The sequence below is a fragment of the Nonomuraea sp. H19 genome, from assembly GCF_052068215.1.
Classification (GTDB): domain Bacteria; phylum Actinomycetota; class Actinomycetes; order Streptosporangiales; family Streptosporangiaceae; genus Nonomuraea.
Map to the genome: position 1 here is coordinate 109,602 of NZ_JBQHCV010000018.1, position 19,089 is coordinate 128,690.

Genomic DNA, 19,089 nt, shown 5'->3' on the forward strand with positions numbered 1-19,089 from the left:
CCTATGGCAGGCGGTCGGCGAGCAACTGCGCCAGATGGATGCCCTGGCGGGACGACAGGCCGGCGATCTGCGTGCGGCAGGAGAAGCCGTCGGCCAGAACCGCCGTCTCCGGCCCGGCCTGCCGGAGCGCGGGCAGCAACTGCTGCTCGGCCACCGCCACGGACACCTCGTAGTGTCCCTTCTCCACGCCGAAGTTGCCGGCCAGCCCGCAACAGCCGCCGAGCCGCCGCACGTCCGCGCCGGCCTCGCGCAGCAGCCCGGCGTCCTGGTCCCAGCCCATGACGGCGTGGTGGTGACAGTGCGGCTGGGCCACCACCGGCGCCCCGCCCAGCTCGGGCGGCCGCCAGCCCGGGGTGCCGGACAACAGCTCGGCCAGCGTACGGGTCATCCGTGCCACCGGCCCGGCCACCGCCTCGCCGAGCAGTTCCAGCGCGTCCGAGCGCAGGACCGCCGTGCACGACGGCTCCATGCCCACGATGGGCACGCCCTCCGCGGCGGCCTCGGCCAGGCCGGCGACCGTACGGCGGAGGATCCTCCTGGCCGCGTCGAGCTGGCCGGTGGAGATCCAGGTGAGGGCGCAGCACTGGCGGCGCTCGCTGATCCGGGGCCGGTAGCCCGCGGCCTCCAGCACCGCCACGGTGGCGCGGCCGACCTCCGGCGCGAAGTGGTCGGTGAAGGTGTCGACGAACACCATCACCGGCCTGCCCTCTGTCGGGCGCCGGGTCTGCCGGAACCAGGCCCGGAACGTCCGCGGCGCGAACGCGGGGAGCTCGCGCCGCCGGTCCACTCCCGCGAGCGCCGGCAGCCCCGGCACCCGCAGCAGCGCGTTCACCGCGCGCGGCATCCGGCCCGCCGCCCTCGACCAGAGCGGCAGCCGCCCCAGGGTGTAGTGCGTGAGCGGGCGGAGCCGCCCTCGGTAGCTCTGGTGGAGCACCTCGGACTTGTACGCGGCCATGTCGATCCCGGTCGGGCAGTCCGAGGCGCAGCCTTTGCAGGACAGGCACAGGTCGAGGGCCTCGTGGACCTCGGGCGAGCGCCAGCCGCCGGCGACGGCGGAGCCGTTGACCATCTCCTGCAGCACCCGGGCGCGGCCGCGGGTGGAGTCCTTCTCCTCCTTGGTGGCCAGGTAGGACGGGCACATCACGCCGCCGGTCGCGGTGTTGTCGGCGCGGCACTTGCCCACGCCGGTGCAGCGGTGCACCGCCTGGCTGAAGTCGCCGCCGTCGTGGCGGTAGGCCAGGGCGAGCCCTCCGCGTACCGGCTCGGCGGCCGGAATCCGCAGGCCGGCGTCGACGGGGGAGGGCCGTACGAGCACGCCGGGGTTGAGCACGTCGCCCGGGTCGAAGATCGCCTTGACCTGGGCGAACAGCTCCAGCGCCGCTTGCGAGTACATGAGCGGCAGCAGCTCGCTCCTGGCCCGGCCGTCGCCGTGCTCGCCGGACAGCGAACCGCCGTAGCCGGCGACCAGCGTGGCCGCGGCCACCAGGAAGTCCCGCAGCACCTTCCGCCCGCCCGGCCGGTCCAGTGGCACGTCGAGCCGGATGTGCAGGCAGCCGTCGCCGAAGTGCCCGTACGGCAGGCCGGTCAGACCGTGCTCGGCCATCAGCGACTCGAAGTCGCGCAGGTAGCGCCCCAGCATCGCGGGCGGCACGGCGGCGTCCTCCCAGCCGGCGTGCGCGGGCAGCCCCGCGGGGCTGCGGCCGGACAGTCCCGCGCCGTCCTCCCTGATGCGCCAGAGCGCCGCGGCCCGCGCCGGATCGGTGACGACGAGCGCGGCCTCGCCGCCGGCGGCCACCCGGGCGGCCCGGTCCAGCACTTCCGCCTCATCGTCGCCGGCGACCTCAGCGAACAGCCAGGCGGCACCGCGCGGCAGCTCCGGCACCACGTGCGGGCCGCGCCCGCGCCGCACCACGTCGACGATGCGCGCGTCGATGCCCTCGCAGGCGGTGGGCCGGTGCTCCAGCACGGCGGGCGCGGCGTCCCCGGCGGCCGCGATGTCGCCGTAACCGAGAACCACGAGGACCCGGTGCGCCGGGTCGGTCACCAGCTTCACCGTCGCCTCGGTCAGCACGGCGAGGGTGCCCTCGCTGCCCACCAGCAGGCGCGCGACGTCGAAGCCCCGCTCCGGCAGCAGGTGCTCCAGCGCGTATCCCGACATCTGCCGCCCGAACCGGCCGAACTCGGTCCTGATCGTGGCCAGATTCGCCATCACGAGATCACGCAGCGCGGCGGGGGCGGTCTGCGCGGGAAGGTCCAGCGCGGTGCCGTCGCCGGCCACCGCCTTGAGCCCGGCGACGTTGTCGGAGGTGCGGCCGTAGCCGAGCGTCCTGGAACCGCACGCGTTGTTCCCGATCATGCCGCCGATCGTGCACCGCGTGTGGGTGGAGGGATCGGGGCCGAACCTGAGCCCGTACGGGGCCGCCGCCCGCTGCAGGGCCGCCTGGACGACGCCGGGCTGGACCACCGCCGTACGGGTCTCGGCGTCGACGTCCAGCACCCGGCCCATATGACGGCTGAAGTCCAGCACGAGCCCGGGACCGATCGCGTTCCCGGCGACGGACGTGCCGGCACCGCGCGCGGTCAAGGGGATCTCGTGGCGCGCGCACAGCTCGATCGCGGCGGCCACGTCCTCGGCGGATCTCGGCCGGGCGACCAGCAAGGGCAGCACCCGGTAGAGCGAGGCGTCGGAGGAATGGATCGATCGCGAGGTGGAGTCGGTGAGGACGTCGGTGACTCCGCGCCGGCGGAGATCGTTCGCGAGAGCAGCGGCCCGGTCCATGCGTAGCATGTTACATGCGAGACTCACTGCCGGGTTGTAACATGCCACTCACCCGTCCAGCGGCAAGGAGAGAAGGGCACGATGGTCGACTCGACCGCACTCCGGGCGGCCTTCGCCCGGCGCCTGTCCACGATGTACGGCACGGAGGTCCCGGCGTACAACACGCTCGTCGATGTCGCGCAGGAAGTGAACGGCGAGGTGATGGAGCGGATGGGAGCCGGCGCCGAGCGGCTCGGCTCCATCGGCCGCGTCACCGCCGAGCGGCACGGCGCGATCCGCGTGGGCACCCCGGCCGAGATGGCGCAGGTCGCACGGATCTTCGGCGCGATGGGCATGTACCCCGTCGGCTACTACGACCTGCGCGAGGCGGCCAGCAGTTCCGTGCCGGTCGTCTCCACGGCGTTCCGTCCGGTGGACGAGGCCGAGCTGGCCGCCAACCCCTTCCGCGTGTTCACCTCCATGCTGGTCACGGGCGACCGCCGCTTCTTCGACGAGGATCTGGAACGGCGGCTCGGGGAGTTCCTCGGGGCCCGCAGGCTGTTCCCGCCGCGGCTGCTCGACCTGGCCGACCGCGCCGAGGCCGAGGGCGGCCTGGACGACGCGGCGGCCGAGGAGTTCCTCACCCTCGCGACGCGGGCGTTCGAGCTGTCCAGGAAGCCCGTCTCGCGCCGCTGGTACGCCGAGCTGGAGCGGGTCTCCGCGGTGGCCGCCGACATCGGCGGCGTGGCCGGCACCCATGTCAACCACCTGACCCCGCGCGTGCTCGACATCGACGCCCTCTACGCCCGCATGAGCGAGCGCGGCATCACCATGATCGACGCCATCCAGGGGCCACCCCGCTGGGACGGCCCCGATCTGCTGCTGCGGCAGACCTCCTTCCGCGCGCTGGCCGAGCCGCGGCTGTTCCAGGAGGACGACGGCAGCGTCGTACGGGACGACCTGCGGGTGCGGTTCGGAGAGGTGGAGGCGCGCGGGATCGCGGTGACGCCCGCCGGACGCGCGCTCTACGACGACCTGTCGGCGGAGCTGGACGAGGCGCTTGCCGGGCAGCGCGTCACCGCCGGCGAGCGCAACGCCGTCGCGGCGAAGCTCTGGGAGGGCCGGGTGCCCCACGCCGAGGCCGAGCTGGTCACGGGCGACCTCGCCTATTTCACCTTCCACGTTCTCGACGCCCGCCCCGGAGGCGCACCCCCGGCCGACCTCGCCACCCTCCTGTCCGAGGGCTGGGTGAGCGCCCGCCCCATCGTGTACGAGGACTTCCTGCCGCGCTCGGCCGCCGGGATCTTCCAGTCCAACCTGACCTCCGACGGCGCCAAGGACGTGACCAGGGCCGGTGCGGACTTCGGCGCCGAGGCGCTGGCCGCGGTGCTCGGGCGGCCGCTGCACGACCCCTACGAGCTGTACGCGTCGGCCCGGGCGGCCTCGCTGGCGCGCGTGCGCGCGGAGCTCGCCCTGGACCGGGAGATCATCCTGCCCGCGGCCGCCGCCTCCCGCTGACCTCGGATCACTGCTCGTCGACGATGGCCGCCCACAACGCGTCCACGTCGACCGGCTCTCCCTGAGCTCTGGCCGCCTGTCCGGTCAGGATCAGACCGGTGTTGGTCAGGTGGGTCCGCATCGCGCGCACCGCGCCCTCGGTGTCCGCCGCCGCGACGGCCGCCACGATGGGCTCGTGCTCCTCGTGCACCTGCCGCAGCGTGCGGGACCGGTCGTCGGTGGAGGTGCCGAGGATGCGCATGGTGTCCCGCAAACCGCCGACGACCGCGCGGGCCCTGCCGTTGCCCGCCGCGACCAGGATGTGGTCGTGCAGCGCCTGGTCCAGGTGGAAGAACAGCATCTCGTCCGCGGCGCCGACCGCCGCCGCCATCTCCTCCATCGTCGCCCGCAGGGTCTCGCCGAGGCCGGCGGCATCGCCCTTGGCAGCCCGCCGGACCGCGGGCAGCTCCAGCGCCAGCCGTACCCCGAAGATCTCGACGATCTCCCGGGGATGCGGCAGCACGATCCGGAACCCCCGATTGCGCTCGACCTGCACCAGCCCCGCCTCCGCCAGCCGCAGCATCGCCTCGCGCACCGGGCTCCTGGAGACGTTGAGCTGCTCGGCGACCTGGTAGACGGAGTAGAGCCGGCCGGGGACCATCGCGCCCGTGTGCACCGCTCGGCGCACCTCGGAGATCACCTGCTCGGCCAGCGACCGCCCCGCCTGCGGCAACGGCTGCAGCTTCAGCTCGGTGTGTTCGCGGGTGGGCGGCATGGTGGCATGTTACCCGCACGGAACGAGCCGTGATCATCGCAGGCGGGCAACCGTGCGGGCGGCGCCGGGAGATCATAGGGTGGTGGCGGGAGGCGTACATGATCGACGACGAGGTGGCGGCGCGGCTGCGGGAGATCTGCCTTTCCCTGCCCGAGACGGTCGAGAAGCCGTTCGGCGGCCATACCGCGCCCTCGTTCCGGATCCGGGACAAACTGTTCCTGATGACCGGCGAAGACGGTCGGACGATGATGTTCAAGGCCGGGCCGGGCGTGCAGGAGGCCCTGGTGGCGTCCGATCCGGAGCGCTTCTTCGTGCCCGCGTACGTGGGCGGCAAGGGCTGGGTCGGCGCCCGCCTCCACGTCGAGCAGGACTGGGACGAGATCGACGAGCTGATCAGGGACAGCTACCGGCTGATCGCGCCCAAGCGGCTGGTCGCGCTCATGGATCGAGAGCCGTGACAGCCCGCGGTTGACGTCGGCCCCGCCCGTCCCCGGACGACCCGCGCGAGGCGCGTACCGACCACAGCACCGCTGACACGCACACCACGCCCAGCACCCCGCCCCCCGCGATGACCTGGTGCACGGGGACGAATTCGGCGACCGCGCCGGCGAGCGTCATGCCCAGTCCCTGGGCCGTCATCAGGCCGGCGGTCATCAGCGTCATCGCCCGGCCGCGCAGCTCTTCCGGTACGGCGGCGACGAACCACTGGTCCAGGCCAAGGGTGTACGCAATGCCGCAGCCCGTCAGGATCTGGCAGACCAGTGCCCAGCCGAGCGAAGGTTCGAAGGCGTAGCCGACAGCCGGCAGCATGGCCAGGACGGCGACCGGCATCGTCAACCGTGCCCGGCCGCGCGGGCCGAGCAGCGAGCCCACCAGGGTTTCGCTGAGGATCGCGCCGATCGGCATCCCGCACATGAGCAGCCCGAGCGCCGCCGGGGCGAGAGCCAGGGCGCCGGCGTACGAGGTCAGGAGCGCCTCGGACACGACCACGAACATCGGCGGCACCCAGCACAGCAGGAGCAGCGACCGGATCCGCCGGTCGGCCAGGAGCCGCCGCATTCCCGAGAGCGAGTCGCTGACCAGCGCGCCACCGTCCGTCGCGGCCCGCGCCGGCCGGCGGCGGGTCCCGAAGCGAAGCAGCAGCGCGGAGGCGAGAAAGGTCGCCACCGCCGACATGAGCACGGCATGCGGCGACACGACGGTCAGCAGCAGCCCGCCCACGCCGAAACCCGCGAGCTGCCCGCTCTGACCGACGATCCGGATGACCGAGCGGCCCAGGACGAACAGACCGCCCTCGCCGAGAATGTCGCTGAGCGTCGAGGCGCGCGTGCCCTGGAAGACGGGCGCGACGGCGGCGCTCACACAACGCAGGGCGAGCAGCACGGCGACGGGCATGCCCGGCAGCACCATCAGGGCCGCGCAGGCCGCGCACAGCAGGTCGCACACGACCAGCACCCGGCGGGCCGGGAAACGGTCGGCCACGGAGGACAGCAGGGTGCCGCCGAGAACGTAGGGGAGCAGGCCGAAGGCGAAGGTCAGCGCGCTGAGCAGTGGCGAGCCGGTCAGCCGGTAGACCAGGACGGACAGGGCGACCTCGGAGACGACGACTCCGAGAGTCGACAGCGCGTGCGCGGCGAAGACGGCGCGGAACTCGCGCACCGCGAAGACGGCCAGGTATCCGGTGCCGCGCCCACCGGCCGGCACCGTGTCCAGGGATGACATGGAGGCAGCCTGCAGGGGAGGCCCCGCCGCCTTCTAATCTTTCGGTTGCAGCCGAATCATTGGGGGGACCATGCCGGTGCAGCTGAGGTTCGGCAGCGACGATCTGTTGCGCTGCCGGTTCGCGATCTCGCCGCTGTGTGAGACCCATGAGGCCGTACGCACGCTGCGACGCACGGGACGGCACGGTTACCACCGGCCATGGCTGCGACGGATGCGGGCGGCCGTGGCCGGGCTTGATCTGTCCGAGCTGTGGTTGTTCATGCCGCCCGGCGGCTACATCCCGGATTTCCTCGGGCCGCCGCCGGACGCCCCCTTCGCCTCGCCGTCCTCCTTCGAGACGGAACTGGCGCGATTGCGGGCCACCGACCCGGCCCTGGCACGCCACGAAATGGTCAGTTCCCTGACCTGCACGCCGGGAGCCGCGCAGTCCCCGCTGGGCCGCAGAATGCTCGATGACCCCGCGTGGGCCGTCCAGCGGCTCGCCGACCTCACCGAACAGGTCTGGAACGTCCTCATCGCCGAGGACTGGCCACGGCTGTGCGCCCTGCTGGAGGCCGACGTCGCCTACCGGTCACGGACACTGGTCGAAGGCGGCTTGGAGGGCCTCTTCGCCGACCTGCATTCCGGGGTGAGATGGACCGCGGGCACACTGACGCTGAACACTCCTCCCGCGGTCCTCAACGCGCGCGACCTCGGCGGCCGCGGCGTGCTGCTGATGCCGAGCATCTTCGTCTGGCCCGACGTGGTGAGCGGCTTCGCCCCGCCCTGGCAGCCCACGGTGATCTATCCAGCGCGTGGCATGGGCGGACTGTGGCCCGACGAGGCCGCCGCCGCGGCACAGGACGCCCTCGTACGGCTGCTTGGCGCGAACCGCGCGGCGATCTTACGCGGGCTCTGCGAACCGGCGACCACGACGGTCCTCGCACACCGGTACGGTCTCGCGCCGTCGTCCGTCTCGGCACACCTGTCCGTGCTGCGCGACGCGGGGCTGCTGAAGTCGCGCCGCCAGGGACACCGGGTGTTCTACGAACGGACGCCGCTGGGCGAGGCGCTGGCAGACGAGGCCTGAGCCGGGGTCACGACCTCGCGGCACCGAGGATCAGGCGTTTGCCGAGGCGCTGGGCCGGGGCCTCGATCAGGTGGTAGGTCAAGAGGCTGAGCGGAATCAGGGTGAGGAAGTACAGCGGCAAGCCCGGGATCACGTACAGCAAGATCGGGTGCAGGAGGTAGAGGGAAAAGCTGATCATGCCGAGGTACGGCAGCCAGCGCGGGAACGCCCGCCCGCGCAGCGCGAATCCCAGCGCGAAGACGCCGAACGCCAGCACGATCGCCGGCGCCCAGGCAGGGTCGTCCTTGGCGGGGATCCCGCACCCCAGCACCGCCGTCACCGCCACCGCGGCGGTACGCCAGGAGATCGCTCCCTGTTCGGCGCGGTACACCGCCGTTCCCGCGAACATCGTCGCCAGGATGATCACACCCTGCCAGGTGCCGCCCCGGCTGCCCAGGACCACCAGCGCCAGGCCGAGGAGACCGCCCGCGGCCGCGGCCGCCGTACGCGTCCTGCCGTGCCCGAGCACGGTGACCGCGATGGCCGCGACCACCGCCAGGCCGAGCGCCGCGGCGGTCAGGTCGGCGCGGCCGTTGATGGCCGTCCGTGGCAGCAGCAGGCCCAGGGGCACGGCCAGTAACGCCAGGACGGTGGCGATCCCTGCCGATCTGTGTGCCTGCCGTAGCGTGAACAGCGCGACGCTCATCAGGTAGAACGCCATCTCGTACGAGAGCGTCCACGTCACGCTGATGACGGCGGGCAGATTGAGCAGTTCCTGCAGCATCGTCAGGTTGCCGAGCACGACCAGGGGCAGAGGGCGCTCGCTGAGCCTCGGTTCGAGGGGGAGCACGCCTGCGTAGGCGAGGAAGAGCGCCAGGCAGCAGGCGGCGAGCAGCAGCGGGAGCAGGCGGAAGGCCCGGCCGGTCCAGAAGGCGCGCAGGTCGCCGCGCCGTTCCAGGGAGGCGGGGATGATGTACCCGCTGACCAGGAAGAACACGAACACGCCTAACGTGCCGAGATCGACCCGGCGGTCCACTTCCGCCCAGATCACCGGGATGAAGGTCCAGCCGGCGTGGTGCATGGTGACGGCCAGCGCTGCCGGTCCCCGCAGGGCGTCCAGCCAGGCCAGCCGGGCGGGGGCCGCGAACATCTGTCGGATTCTAGGCCATAAGGGACTTTGCGTGACCGTGAGGAACCGCGGCTATCGCTCCGTACCCGCGCTATGCGGGTCCTTCAGGGCTTCTCGCAGGTGAGGCGCGGCTCAGGGTCGTAGACGGTGTGGAAGCGCTGCTTGCGCACGACCTTGCCGTTCTGCTTGAAGATGCGCCACACGTCGATGGTGAAGCCTTCCGCGCCTTCCATGGGGATGCACTCAGGGTCCGAGTCCGTGAGGTTGGTGATCGGCTTGACGTTGTAGCGCGCCGAGCTCTGCGATTCGACGTCGTAGCGTTCGGTGCTCCAGAAGTCCACGGTGATGGAGGTGCTGGTGTACGACGCCTTGATGAGCACCCCGTAGCGCGAGTCGTTGCGCCAGCGGAAGTCCGGCTGGGGGTAGGAGACGGTGGACTCGCGCCCGGCGGGGTAGCGGGTGATGTAGTACTGGTGAGCCCTGTGCTGGACGTCCTGGAAACCGCCGAAGAAGACGGCGTTGAACATGGTGGTGGCGAACTGGGAGACGCCGCCGCCGACGTCGTTGACGAAGCGGTTGTTGAGGATCATCGGCGCCTCGACGAAGCCGCGCGCCTTGTCCCGCTTTCCGACCACGCCGTTGAGCGAGAACGTCTCCCCGGGCTGCACGACGTAGCCATCGACGATGTCGGCGATGCGGTGGATGTTGGTGACGCGCGGGGCGCAGCACGGGTGCCTGGTGGTGTAGGAGCTGACCTTCTCCTTGACGCCCAGCTTCTTCGCCTCGGCCGTGGTCACGCGGGGCTGCCGCTCCGTGGCGGGCAGTTCGACGCGGCGGCGGCCCGCCGCCACCGCCTCGGAGATCGCCGGACCGAGCGCCTTGACGTCGACGCCACGGCCTGTCCGGGAGGGGATGACCTGCGGCTTGCCGTTGACGATCTTGAAGGACGCGTCCTTCGGCGCGGTCGACACCAGCGTCTTGGCCACCTCCGGAGCGATCCCGGAGGCGTTGTAGGACGCACGCAGACCGCCCTTACCGTCGGAGACGAAGCGCAGGCCGGCGGCCAGCCGCTCCTGGGACACCGTGGCCTGCTTGCCGCCGCTGACGAGCGTGAGAGGAGCGGCGACCGCCGTGCGCGCGGTGGTCGTGGCGACCTTCCGGACGGCCGCGGCGGTAAGCGCGGGAGAGGTCACCTGAACGCCCAGCTCGACGGAGGTGCGCCCGGCCTCGAAGGCGGCCCGCACGGCTTGTGCCGCGCCGCCGGTGTCGAGGGTGCGGCCGGGCTTCGGAAGCACGGCCTTCGGCTCCAGGCCCTGGTAACGGATGCCGCCCTCCACAGGCTTGGTGCGCACGCTCTTGGCCAGGCCGGCGAGTCCGGCGGTGAGCCGCTGCTCGTTCATGGTGACCTTGGGCGGGATCTGCCGGCTGCCGAACAGCGAGCGGGCGATGCCCGTCGGGGTGGTGGCGCCGGCCATCGCGGCCTCGACCGTCGCCCGCGCGTCGAAGCCGAGCCCGAGGGCCGCGGGCGTGACCTGCTTCCGCTTGCCGGCTGCGATCAACGTCAGCGGCTGCGCCAACCGCCTGCTCAGCTCCTTTTCGAGCCGGGAGCGAGCGGCCTCGGGCGGCAGTCCGCCGATGTCCACGCCGTCCACCCGCGTGCCCGGCGGAACCTTCCCGGCGAGCGCGATCGCGGGCACGGCGTAGGCGAGCAGCGCCACCAGGACGACACCGGCCAGGATGAGCGTGCGCCGGGAGCGCAGGACGCTCGTGGCGCCGCGGCGCGGAGGGCGACGGTCAGGCCGGCGAGCGGGACGGTCCGGCTCGGCGGCGCTCGCAGCCAGGTCGATGACTTCCTCCTAGGCGCCAGATGTCCAGGTCATGCCCTCCGTCGAGGCTTGACTTTACCGTCCGGCGTCTGGCTGTCACAGGCGTAACGCTCTTTTCCGCGCGCTGCGAAATCGACGTGCCGGGCGTCATCGACGCCCAGCGTCGTGACTAGCCGAGCAGGGAGCGGACGTACTCGCCGATCGTCTGGGTCGGGCGGCCGATGAGCTCGCGCAGCGTGCCAGGGGTGTCGGCGAGCCAGCCGCGTGAGATGTTGACGTCCACGTCGGCCAGGACCGCCGCGTACGGAGCCGGAAGGCCGGCGCCGGCCAGGACGCCCGCGTAGTCGTCCTTCGGCAGGTTCTGGTAGCCGATCTCCTTGCCGGTGACCTCGGAGATCTCGGCGGCCAGCTCGGCGAGGGTCCAGGCGGTGTCGCCGCCCAGCTCGTAGACCTTGCCGTCGTGGCCCTCGCCGGCCAGCACGGCGGCCGCGCCGGCGGCGTAGTCCGCGCGGGAGGCCGCGGCGATCCGGCCGTCGCCGGCGGCGCCGTAGACGGCGCCGAGCTGGGGAGCCATGGCGATCGACTGCTCGTAGTTCTCGTTGTACCAGTTGTTGCGCAGGATCGTGTACGTCACGCCGGACGCCTTGATGTACTCCTCGGTCGCCTTGTGGTCGGCGGCGAGTTCGGCCTCGGTGGTGTCCGCCTTCGCCGCGCTGGTGTAGAGGAGCGTGGCTCCGGCCTCCTTGGCCGCGTCCACGATCGACGCGTGCTGCTGCACCCGGTTGGCGTCGACGCCCGAGATGAGCAGCACCTTGGTGGCGCCCTGCAGGGCGCTCTTGAGCGTCTCGGGCCGGTCGTAGTCGGCTTCGCGGACCTCGACGCCGAGGTCGGCGGCCTTTTCGGGGGTGCGCGCGGCGGCGGCGATCTGCGCGGCGGGGACCCGCTCCTTGAGCTCCTCGATCACCAGCCGGCCGAGATGTCCGCTGGCTCCGGTCACAACGATCATGATTGCTCCCACAGTACTTGGTGGTTTGTTAGTACTTTCTAATCGAAAGTGCCGTATGGGGAGTAAGCTAGCACGTATGGAGGAGTTCGAGAACCTGGTGGCCGACGTCTTCTCGCGCAAGTGCACGTCGCGCACCGTGCTGGAGACCATCACCGGTCGCTGGGCGATCCTGGCGCTCACCGCCCTGCACGAGGGGCCCTACCGCTTCAACGCGCTGCGCCGCCGCGTCGACGGGGTGAGCGAGAAGATGCTGTCCCAAACCCTCCAGGCCCTCGAACGCGACGGCATGGTGCTGCGCATGGCCGAGCACACGATCCCGCCGCGGGTCGAATACAGCCTCACCCCGCTCGGCCGCGAAGCCGCCGAGTTCCTGATCCCCCTCATCGCCTGGCTGGAAGACCGCATGCCCGAGGTCGCGGCCGCCCGCGAGGGCTATCAGGGGCGTTAACGGCTGCCCGGCCCCACTCGGCGGCTTCTTCGGCGTGGTTTTGCCGCCACCCGCCAGTTACGCCGTCACCGGCGTGGCCGTCGCGCCGCTGATGTTGCTCGTCATCTACTCCGCGACCAGGCCGGTGGTGCCCAGGCACCATCGCACCCTCTACACGCTCTGCGGGGTCGGCGGCGCGGTCCTCGAAGTGGGGGTCGTGATCCATCCGCGCAAAGGGCACGCTGGAGGCCGCCGGATATGTGAAGGTCAGCAAGACGTTCGTGGGCAAGCGGCCGCTCACCGCGCCCGGCCGGCTCGCCTTCGAGCGGCACCTGCGCGCGCTCAGAGAGATCGCCGAGGTCACGGTGACGGAGCCGCGGAACCTTTGAGGGCGGCCCCGCTTTCCGGCCGTAGCCGAAGCCCGTGCCTCGAAGCGGTCGAGGCACGGGCGGAATCGGCTGGTTAGCCGCGGTTACCGCTGAACGGGGCGACCGTGATCTTGTCGATCACCGGGGCGTACTGCGAGCGGAGGAGCACTCCGGGGAAGGTCTGCGATGCGTAGGTCGTGCCGTCGAAGTTCGGCAGTTCCGCGGCGGAGAACTTCACCGTGTTCTCTCCCTTGTTCAGTTTCACCGGGACGGTGAGCTCCCAGAAGTTGTTCGCGTGGAAGCTGTGCGGGAAAAGGACGCGCTGCGGGGCGGCGCCGTTCACCGAGATGTCGGCGTGCCTGGCGAGCGGGTCCGGGTTGTAGTGGGTTGCGGGCGACTGCTCGGGGTTGGAGTAGCGGACGCGCATGGCGTACGTGCCCGGCCCGGCCGCCTGAACCTTGAAGGTGAGCGTGTTGGCGTTCCCCGGCGCGCCGCCGACCTCGGTGACCGCGGCCTTGCCGCCGGCCAGGGAGAGCTGCGACGCCTTCGCGGTCCCGGCGAGCTCGGCGGCCTCCGCCTCGTAGGCGGTGCCCGGCAGCGCGTCGGCGTCCGGGCGCACCTCCAGCCGGTCGATGAGCGCCGTGCCGGACGTGCCGGTGACCGTGACCTTGTTGATGCCGCCGGACAGCGAAACCGTCCTGGTGGAGCCGTCGCGCCGGGCGTCCTCCATCACCTCGACGCCGTTGACCGATATCCGCGCCTGGCCGGAGCCGAGCAGCTTGAGGTCGAGGGTGGCCGCGGCGTCCCGGGCGGAGTAGACCCAGAACGTCACCGACTTCCCGCGGTCGGCCGCCACGACACCCGAGCCGCCGATGCCGGCGCCCTCGACGTCGTACGCTGCGCGGGCCCCGCTCAGGTCGGCCAGCTCGGCCTCGTAGATCGAGGTCGCCGCCGCCGGGCCGGCCAGCGACAGCCGGATCCGGTCCACGATCGCGTCGCCCTTGGTCGCCTTGGCGCCGTCGAGGCTCCGCGCGGCCAGGGAGATCACGTGCTTGCCCGCCTTGAGCTCCACGGTGGTGTCGGCGTGGTCCCACACCACCCACTTGTAGCCGAGGGGCAGGAACAGCTCCTGCTCGGCGGCGCCGTCCACGCGGACGAAGACGTTCGTGGGCCCCTGCTCGCGCACCCGGTCGAAGGTGTTGAGCGAGTTGGCGAAGACGCTCAGGTCGTAGCGGCCGTCCTGCGGGACCTCGACGGTGAAGTCGAGCACCCCGTCGGAGCCGGTCCGCAGCCCGCCGACGTTGAAGCGGCCGGAGGTGTAGAACTTCGACACGTCCGAGGGCGAGCCCTCAGGGCCGTTGCGGCTGTAGCCGCTGCCGGTGTACTTGGCGTCCTCGGCCTCGTACGACTGCTCCCACAGCTTGGGCGCGGTCGCCGTCACCGTGCCCGTGCCCTCGGGGCTGAGCACGATCTCGTACGCGGACGACTCCTTGAGCCGCGGCAGGTCGCCGCTGCCGAAGTCGAACGCCACGGTGCCGTCCTCGACCTTGACGTCGCGCTCGGCGATGATCTCGGGCTGCGCCGAGTCGCCGATCTGCCCGGTCCACGGGATCTCGCGGATCCAGGCGTGCACGGTCGTGCCGAGGACGCCGGCGGGGACGTTCTCGAAGCGGATGTGGCCGGCGCTGCTCGCGCCGCCGAAGATCGCCCGAGCCTGCTTCCTGGCCGGGTCGAGCGTGGCGACGCCCTGCAGGGTGTAGTTCTGCCCCGGGAACGGCGGCGTGACCTGCACGGTCTGCCCGCTCATGCTGCCGTAGGCGTTGAGCAGCCACCACTGGCCGTTGGCGCGGTTGGCCTGGACGGCGGAGTCGGACAGGTTGCCGTCGATGTTCCAGTACGCGATGTCGGCGTCGATCTTCGACTCCTCGATGGCCGACACCCACTGGATCATCTGGCCGGGCACCGAGGTGTGGTAGTTGAAGGCGTACTCGTTGACGTTGATCGGCAGCTTCTTCCCGGCGTACTTCGTGCCGGCGAAGACCTCGGCCTCCCATCCGCGGTAGCGCTTGACGCTCTGCCGCACCTGCTCGGGGTGGCTGAGCTCGTGCCAGGTCATCACCTCGGGGACGGTGTCCGCCTTGACGACGTGCTGCAGGAAGCCCTTCACCTGGGCGTACAGCACGCTGGTGTTGGGGCCGGCGATCCGGGCCTCCGGCATCTTGCCCTTGATGAGCGCGTAGACCTCGTCCCACGCCTTGAAGTAGTCCGTCGGGTCGTTGAGCCAGCTCTTGCGGTTGTAGCTCCACTCGCCGGTGCCGAACATGTTGCCCTCGGGCTCGTTGAACGGCACGAAGACGATGTTGTCCTGATATTTGGCGTCAAGCTGGCGGACCTGATCGACCTGCTTGGCGATCTTCTGCTTGAACAGGTCGAGCTTCTCCTGCGGCGTGCTGCCCGGCCACTGGTACGGGAAGCCCCGGTGGATGTCCGTCATGTAGATGTACACGTCGCCGTCGGTGCTGTCGGCGAGCGGCTTGACCACCTCGAGCGCGTCCGCGCCTGGGTGCTGCGGCCCGTCCTGGGCCTTGGTCGAGACCGTGCGCAGGCGCATGCCCTCGATCAGATTGTTCGTCGGGACCCCGGGCCCATACAGGCCGTAGAGCGTGCCGGACGCGCCGCCGTGGAAGGCGCCGGTTTCCTTGGCGAGGTCGATGACGAGCTGGCCCTCGCGGATCACCGTGACGTCGGCGGTGACGGCCCGGCCGCCGGCCGTGCCCTTCACGGTGAAGGTCCCGGCCTTGGCGTAGTCCTCGGGGTTCACCTGCGGCCAGGTGATGGGCAGGTCGCGGTCGTAGCCGTCGGAGAAGGTGGCGCGGACCGCGGCCGGCAGGGACGGCGCGGTGCCGAGGAACGTCCGCACCGCGAAGGTGTCCTGGGCCAGGCCCGTCGGGGTGGGGACCTGGCCGCCGGCGAGGGCGGCGACCTGCTCGGCCGACAGCGCGGCGCCGTAGACGCGGAAGTCGTCGATCGCGCCGTCGAACAGCGGGTCCGGATAGAACGAGCGGCCGATGAACCCGGCGGACGTCGTGGCGGCGTCGATCAGCTGCGCGGCGGTCACGTTCGTGGCGGCGGAGGCCACGGCGGCGCCGTCGAGGTAGGTGGTGACGCGCTTGGCGGCCGTGTCCAGGGTGACCGTCAGCGTCTTCCAGGCGTTGACCGGCAGCGCGGCCGACCCCGTGACCTGCGCCTCGCCTCCCGCGAACGAGCTGGTGACCGCCGTGCGCAGCCGGCCGTCGCCGTTGTACGGCGTGGTGAACAGGTAGCGGGAGGTGTCCTTGCCCAGCGCGTAGATCCACTGCCAGGGAGCGGTGGTGCCGTCCCACTTGACCCGCGCCGACACCGTCAGGTCGGTCTTGCCCTTGATCACGTCCAGGGGCAGCCGTACGTAGGCGCCGTCGGAGTTCGGGGCGCCGCCGGGCAGGCTCAGGGCGTGGCCCTCGCCCGCGCCGGCCACCAGTGCCGCCGTGGAGCCGTTGACCAGCGTCCCGTTCAGGCCGTTGCCGGAGGAGTCGGTGATGGAGCCGGTGGTGATGTCGTCGGTGTCGAACTCGTAGACGAGCTCGGGAGCGGGCGGGTCGGCTGCTGCGGCGGCCGTCGGGACGCCCGCCGTCAACGTGATCGTGAGCGCGGCCGGAAGGAGCCCGGCACGCAAGGCCTTGGTGATGCTCGTCAATGTCATCACGACTTCCCTCAAAAGGATCAGGGGTGCTGGAGGGGGAGTGCCGGTCCCGCTTCACCAGAAATGTGAGCGCTAACAAGTCTCAGGGAGTCGATCCGCAACGCATCGAGGGTTTCGCGTAGGTTACGTAGCCGCGCAGTCACTCGTCAATGCACTGGCCGCAATCCGGATCCGCTGTTTCCGACATGTCACGATTCAATATCGCGCTCTTGACGTGCGCCGCCTCGTGCGTGACAGTCGAGCCACATCGTTGAACCGGTTCGCTTGATCCCGAGGATCGCAGGCGGACGCCCCCCGGACGGTGCCGCGTCGCGGGGTCGCGTAAGCATGAATAACCCCAGGAAATGGTGCCCATCATCCGGCGGTCCGGCCATCGATGTCAGGGAGTTCGCAACGTCATCGTCGAACCGGTTCGACGGCAAGGAGGTGGGAGTGGCGACGATCGGAGACGTGGCCCGGGAGGCCGGGGTGAGCCGCAGCACGGCGTCGTACGCGCTGTCGGGCAAGCGGCCCATCTCGGAGGAGGTCCGCCGGCGCGTGCTGGCGGCGGCCGAGGCGCTGGCGTACACGCCGAACGCGGGAGCTCGCGCGCTGGCCACATCCCAGACCAAGGTCCTCGGTCTGCTCGCGCAGTTTCACGAAGACGAGTTCGCGCCCGCGATGATGCAGTACATCCTGGGCGTCACCGACACCGCCCGTGACCTGGGCTACGACACGCTCCTGGTCACCGAGGCCGACGGTGCGCGAGCGCTGCGCCGCATCACCGATTCCCGCATGGTGGACGGCGTCGTCCTGATGAACATCGCGCAGGCCGACGCCAGGCTGCCCATCCTGCGTGCGGCGCCGCAGCCCGGTGCCCTGGTCGGCCTGCCGGGCGACTGCTCCGGGCTCGACGTGTTCGACCTCGACTTCGAGGAGGCCGGAAGGGTCATGGTGGACCACCTCCACCGGCTCGGCCACCGCGAGCTCATCCTGGTCTCGCATCCGGAACACGTCGTCGAGCGTGGCGGCGCGTACGTGTGGCGCCTGCGGGACGCCGCGCTGGAACGGGCGCGGCAGCTCGGCGTCACCCTGCACGCCGCGTACGGCGAGTCCCGGCAGCCGGCCGTCGGCCGCCTGCTCAACGCCCTGCTCGACGCGCACCCCTCGGCGACGGGCCTGCTGATCAACAATGAGGCGGCCGCCGCGGCGCTGCCCTCCGTCACCTACGAACGCGGCCTGCGGGTGCCCGAGGACCTGTCGGTCATCGGGCGCTACTCGGCCGAGTTCGCCGCGACCTTCTCCCTGCCCTATTCCTTCATCGAGAGCGCACCCGACCGTTTAGGCGCCATGGCGGTACGCCAGCTCGTACGCCGCGTCGAATCGGCGGCGGCCCGGACCGAGCCCTTCGTCGTGCGCTTCATCTCCCCCGAACTCGTGTCCCGGGGAAGCACCGCACCCCCGAAAGCCCCGCACGTCCGCTGAGCGCGGGCCGCAGCCCCCCAAGACCGCCCCGGCCACAGCAATGTGAGCGTTAACATTGGAGGCATCCAATGCCCCGTCCATCGAAGTCCGCCCAGGTCGGAGCCGCCGTCCTGGCTTTGTCCGCGCTGGCGGCCTGCTCGTCCGCTCCCCAGGGCGGAGCCGCCACGACCAGCGCATCCGCCGCCGGCGCCTACACGTGGTGGGACCCGTACCCGCAGCACGACCCGTCCTCCGCGTGGGCCAAGCGGGTGAACACCTGCGGCCAGCAGGCCGGCGTCACCATCGAGCGCACCGCGTACGACACGACCGCGCTGACCAACCAGGCCCTGCTCGCGGGCCAGGAGGGCAACGCGCCCGACGTCATCCTGCTCGACAACCCCGCCGTCTCGACCCTCGCGGACGCGGGGATGCTCAGCTCGATGGACGAGTTCGGCCTCGACACGACGAGGTTCGACAAGAACCTCATCGCCGCCGGAGAACTGGACGGCAAGACGTACGGCATCCCCATCGGCGCGAACACCCTCGCGCTGTACTACAACAAGAAGATCCTCGACGCCGCCGGCGTCGACCCGGACTCGATCAAGGACTGGGCCTCGCTCAACGCGGCGCTGAAGAAGGTCAAGGCCGCGGGCAAGAAGCCGATCACGTTCTCGGCCATCGGCACGGAGGAGGGCTCGTTCCAGTTCCTGCCGTGGTTCTGGGGCGCGGGGGCGCAGCTCACCCAGCTCGACTCGCCGCAGGCCGTCGAGGCGCTCGACCTGTGGAACACGTGGGTCAAGGACGGCACCGCCCCGAACTCGGTCATCAGCAACTCCCAGAACACCACCTGGGAGGAGTTCCTGACCGGCGAGTTCGCCTTCGCCGAGAACGGCACCTGGCAGATCAACAGCGCCGCGAAGGCGGGCTTCCCCACCGGCATCGTGCAGATCCCCGGCAAGGACGGCGGGGTCGCCCCCACGCCCACGGGCGGTGAGTTCATCACGGTCCCGGTGCAGAAGGACACCCAGCGCTACAACACGACCAAGAAGATCCTCGAGTGCATGACGACGCCCGAGGGCCTGGTGGAAACCGGTACGACGTTCGCGTACTACATCCCCTCCACCGCCGACGGGCAGAAGGCGATCCTCGCGAAGGAGCCCAGCCTGCAGCCGTGGGTCGAGGCCGTGAAGTCGGCCAAGGGCCGTACGAGCGACAACCTCGGCACCAAATACCCGAAGATCTCCGAGGCCTTGTGGACCGCGGTGCAGAAGGCGCTGAGCGGCGCGGCGAGCCCGGCTGACGCGCTGAAGGAAGCACAAGCCCAGGCCAAGCAGGCGATCGGCGACTGAGT

Annotated in this window: 14 protein-coding genes; 7 read left to right on the top strand and 7 right to left on the bottom strand. The window is 71.1% G+C overall.

What is annotated here, in order from left to right; genetic code table 11:
• Position 1 precedes the first annotated feature (1 nt).
• A complete protein-coding gene (locus ACTMTI_RS34590) occupies positions 2 to 2,779 on the bottom strand; it encodes an FAD-binding and (Fe-S)-binding domain-containing protein (RefSeq protein ID WP_441124873.1) in 2,778 nt (925 codons plus the stop codon).
• An 81-nt stretch (positions 2,780 to 2,860) separates the two neighbouring features.
• Here ACTMTI_RS34590 and hglS point away from each other — a divergent pair, with 81 nt between their 5' ends.
• On the top strand, positions 2,861 to 4,276 hold the full coding sequence (gene hglS, locus ACTMTI_RS34595; RefSeq protein ID WP_441124874.1) for a 2-oxoadipate dioxygenase/decarboxylase: 1,416 nt from the start codon (positions 2,861 to 2,863) through the stop codon (positions 4,274 to 4,276).
• Between the two features lie 7 nt (positions 4,277 to 4,283).
• Here hglS and ACTMTI_RS34600 read toward each other — a convergent pair whose 3' ends face one another.
• Positions 4,284 to 5,030, bottom strand: coding sequence for a GntR family transcriptional regulator (locus tag ACTMTI_RS34600; RefSeq protein ID WP_441124875.1), 747 nt, complete (start codon positions 5,028 to 5,030; stop codon positions 4,284 to 4,286).
• Between the two features lie 98 nt (positions 5,031 to 5,128).
• Between ACTMTI_RS34600 and ACTMTI_RS34605 the strand changes: the two genes are divergently transcribed.
• Entirely contained in the window at positions 5,129 to 5,488 is a 360-nt protein-coding gene (locus ACTMTI_RS34605; RefSeq protein WP_441124876.1) for an MmcQ/YjbR family DNA-binding protein, read from the top strand.
• On the opposite strand, the gene ACTMTI_RS34610 is transcribed toward ACTMTI_RS34605, so the two are convergent.
• Positions 5,469 to 6,752 carry an MFS transporter gene (locus ACTMTI_RS34610; RefSeq protein ID WP_441124877.1) on the bottom strand — a complete coding sequence of 428 codons (1,284 nt, stop codon included), beginning with the start codon at positions 6,750 to 6,752 and terminating at the stop codon, positions 5,469 to 5,471. The genes ACTMTI_RS34605 and ACTMTI_RS34610 overlap by 20 nt on opposite strands.
• Positions 6,753 to 6,822: 70 nt before the next feature.
• Between ACTMTI_RS34610 and ACTMTI_RS34615 the strand changes: the two genes are divergently transcribed.
• On the top strand, positions 6,823 to 7,821 hold the full coding sequence (locus ACTMTI_RS34615) for a DUF5937 family protein (protein ID WP_441124878.1): 999 nt from the start codon (positions 6,823 to 6,825) through the stop codon (positions 7,819 to 7,821).
• A gap of 7 nt (positions 7,822 to 7,828) precedes the next feature.
• Here ACTMTI_RS34615 and ACTMTI_RS34620 read toward each other — a convergent pair whose 3' ends face one another.
• The 3 genes from ACTMTI_RS34620 to ACTMTI_RS34630 form a co-directional block, all read right to left on the bottom strand.
• Positions 7,829 to 8,950, bottom strand: a complete 1,122-nt coding sequence (locus ACTMTI_RS34620) for an acyltransferase family protein (RefSeq protein WP_441124879.1) — start codon at positions 8,948 to 8,950, stop codon at positions 7,829 to 7,831.
• Positions 8,951 to 9,033: 83 nt separating this feature from the next.
• Positions 9,034 to 10,647 carry a VanW family protein gene (locus ACTMTI_RS34625; protein ID WP_441124880.1) on the bottom strand — a complete coding sequence of 538 codons (1,614 nt, stop codon included), beginning with the start codon at positions 10,645 to 10,647 and terminating at the stop codon, positions 9,034 to 9,036.
• A 277-nt stretch (positions 10,648 to 10,924) separates the two neighbouring features.
• A complete protein-coding gene (locus ACTMTI_RS34630) occupies positions 10,925 to 11,761 on the bottom strand; it encodes an SDR family oxidoreductase (protein ID WP_441124881.1) in 837 nt (278 codons plus the stop codon).
• 76 nt (positions 11,762 to 11,837) lie between these two features.
• On the opposite strand from ACTMTI_RS34630, the gene ACTMTI_RS34635 reads away from it, so the two are divergent.
• Both ACTMTI_RS34635 and ACTMTI_RS34640 read left to right on the top strand, forming a co-directional pair.
• Entirely contained in the window at positions 11,838 to 12,209 is a 372-nt protein-coding gene (locus ACTMTI_RS34635) for a winged helix-turn-helix transcriptional regulator (RefSeq protein WP_441124882.1), read from the top strand.
• A gap of 221 nt (positions 12,210 to 12,430) precedes the next feature.
• Positions 12,431 to 12,577, top strand: a complete 147-nt coding sequence (locus ACTMTI_RS34640) for a transcriptional regulator (RefSeq protein ID WP_441124991.1) — start codon at positions 12,431 to 12,433, stop codon at positions 12,575 to 12,577.
• 73 nt (positions 12,578 to 12,650) lie between these two features.
• Here ACTMTI_RS34640 and ACTMTI_RS34645 read toward each other — a convergent pair whose 3' ends face one another.
• Entirely contained in the window at positions 12,651 to 16,295 is a 3,645-nt protein-coding gene (locus ACTMTI_RS34645) for a LamG-like jellyroll fold domain-containing protein (protein WP_441124883.1), read from the bottom strand.
• Between the two features lie 432 nt (positions 16,296 to 16,727).
• Here ACTMTI_RS34645 and ACTMTI_RS34650 point away from each other — a divergent pair, with 432 nt between their 5' ends.
• Both ACTMTI_RS34650 and ACTMTI_RS34655 read left to right on the top strand, forming a co-directional pair.
• A complete protein-coding gene (locus tag ACTMTI_RS34650) occupies positions 16,728 to 17,759 on the top strand; it encodes a LacI family DNA-binding transcriptional regulator (protein ID WP_441124884.1) in 1,032 nt (343 codons plus the stop codon).
• Positions 17,760 to 17,827: 68 nt separating this feature from the next.
• On the top strand, positions 17,828 to 19,087 hold the full coding sequence (locus ACTMTI_RS34655; protein WP_441124885.1) for a sugar ABC transporter substrate-binding protein: 1,260 nt from the start codon (positions 17,828 to 17,830) through the stop codon (positions 19,085 to 19,087).
• The last annotated feature ends 2 nt before the right edge of the window (positions 19,088 to 19,089 follow it).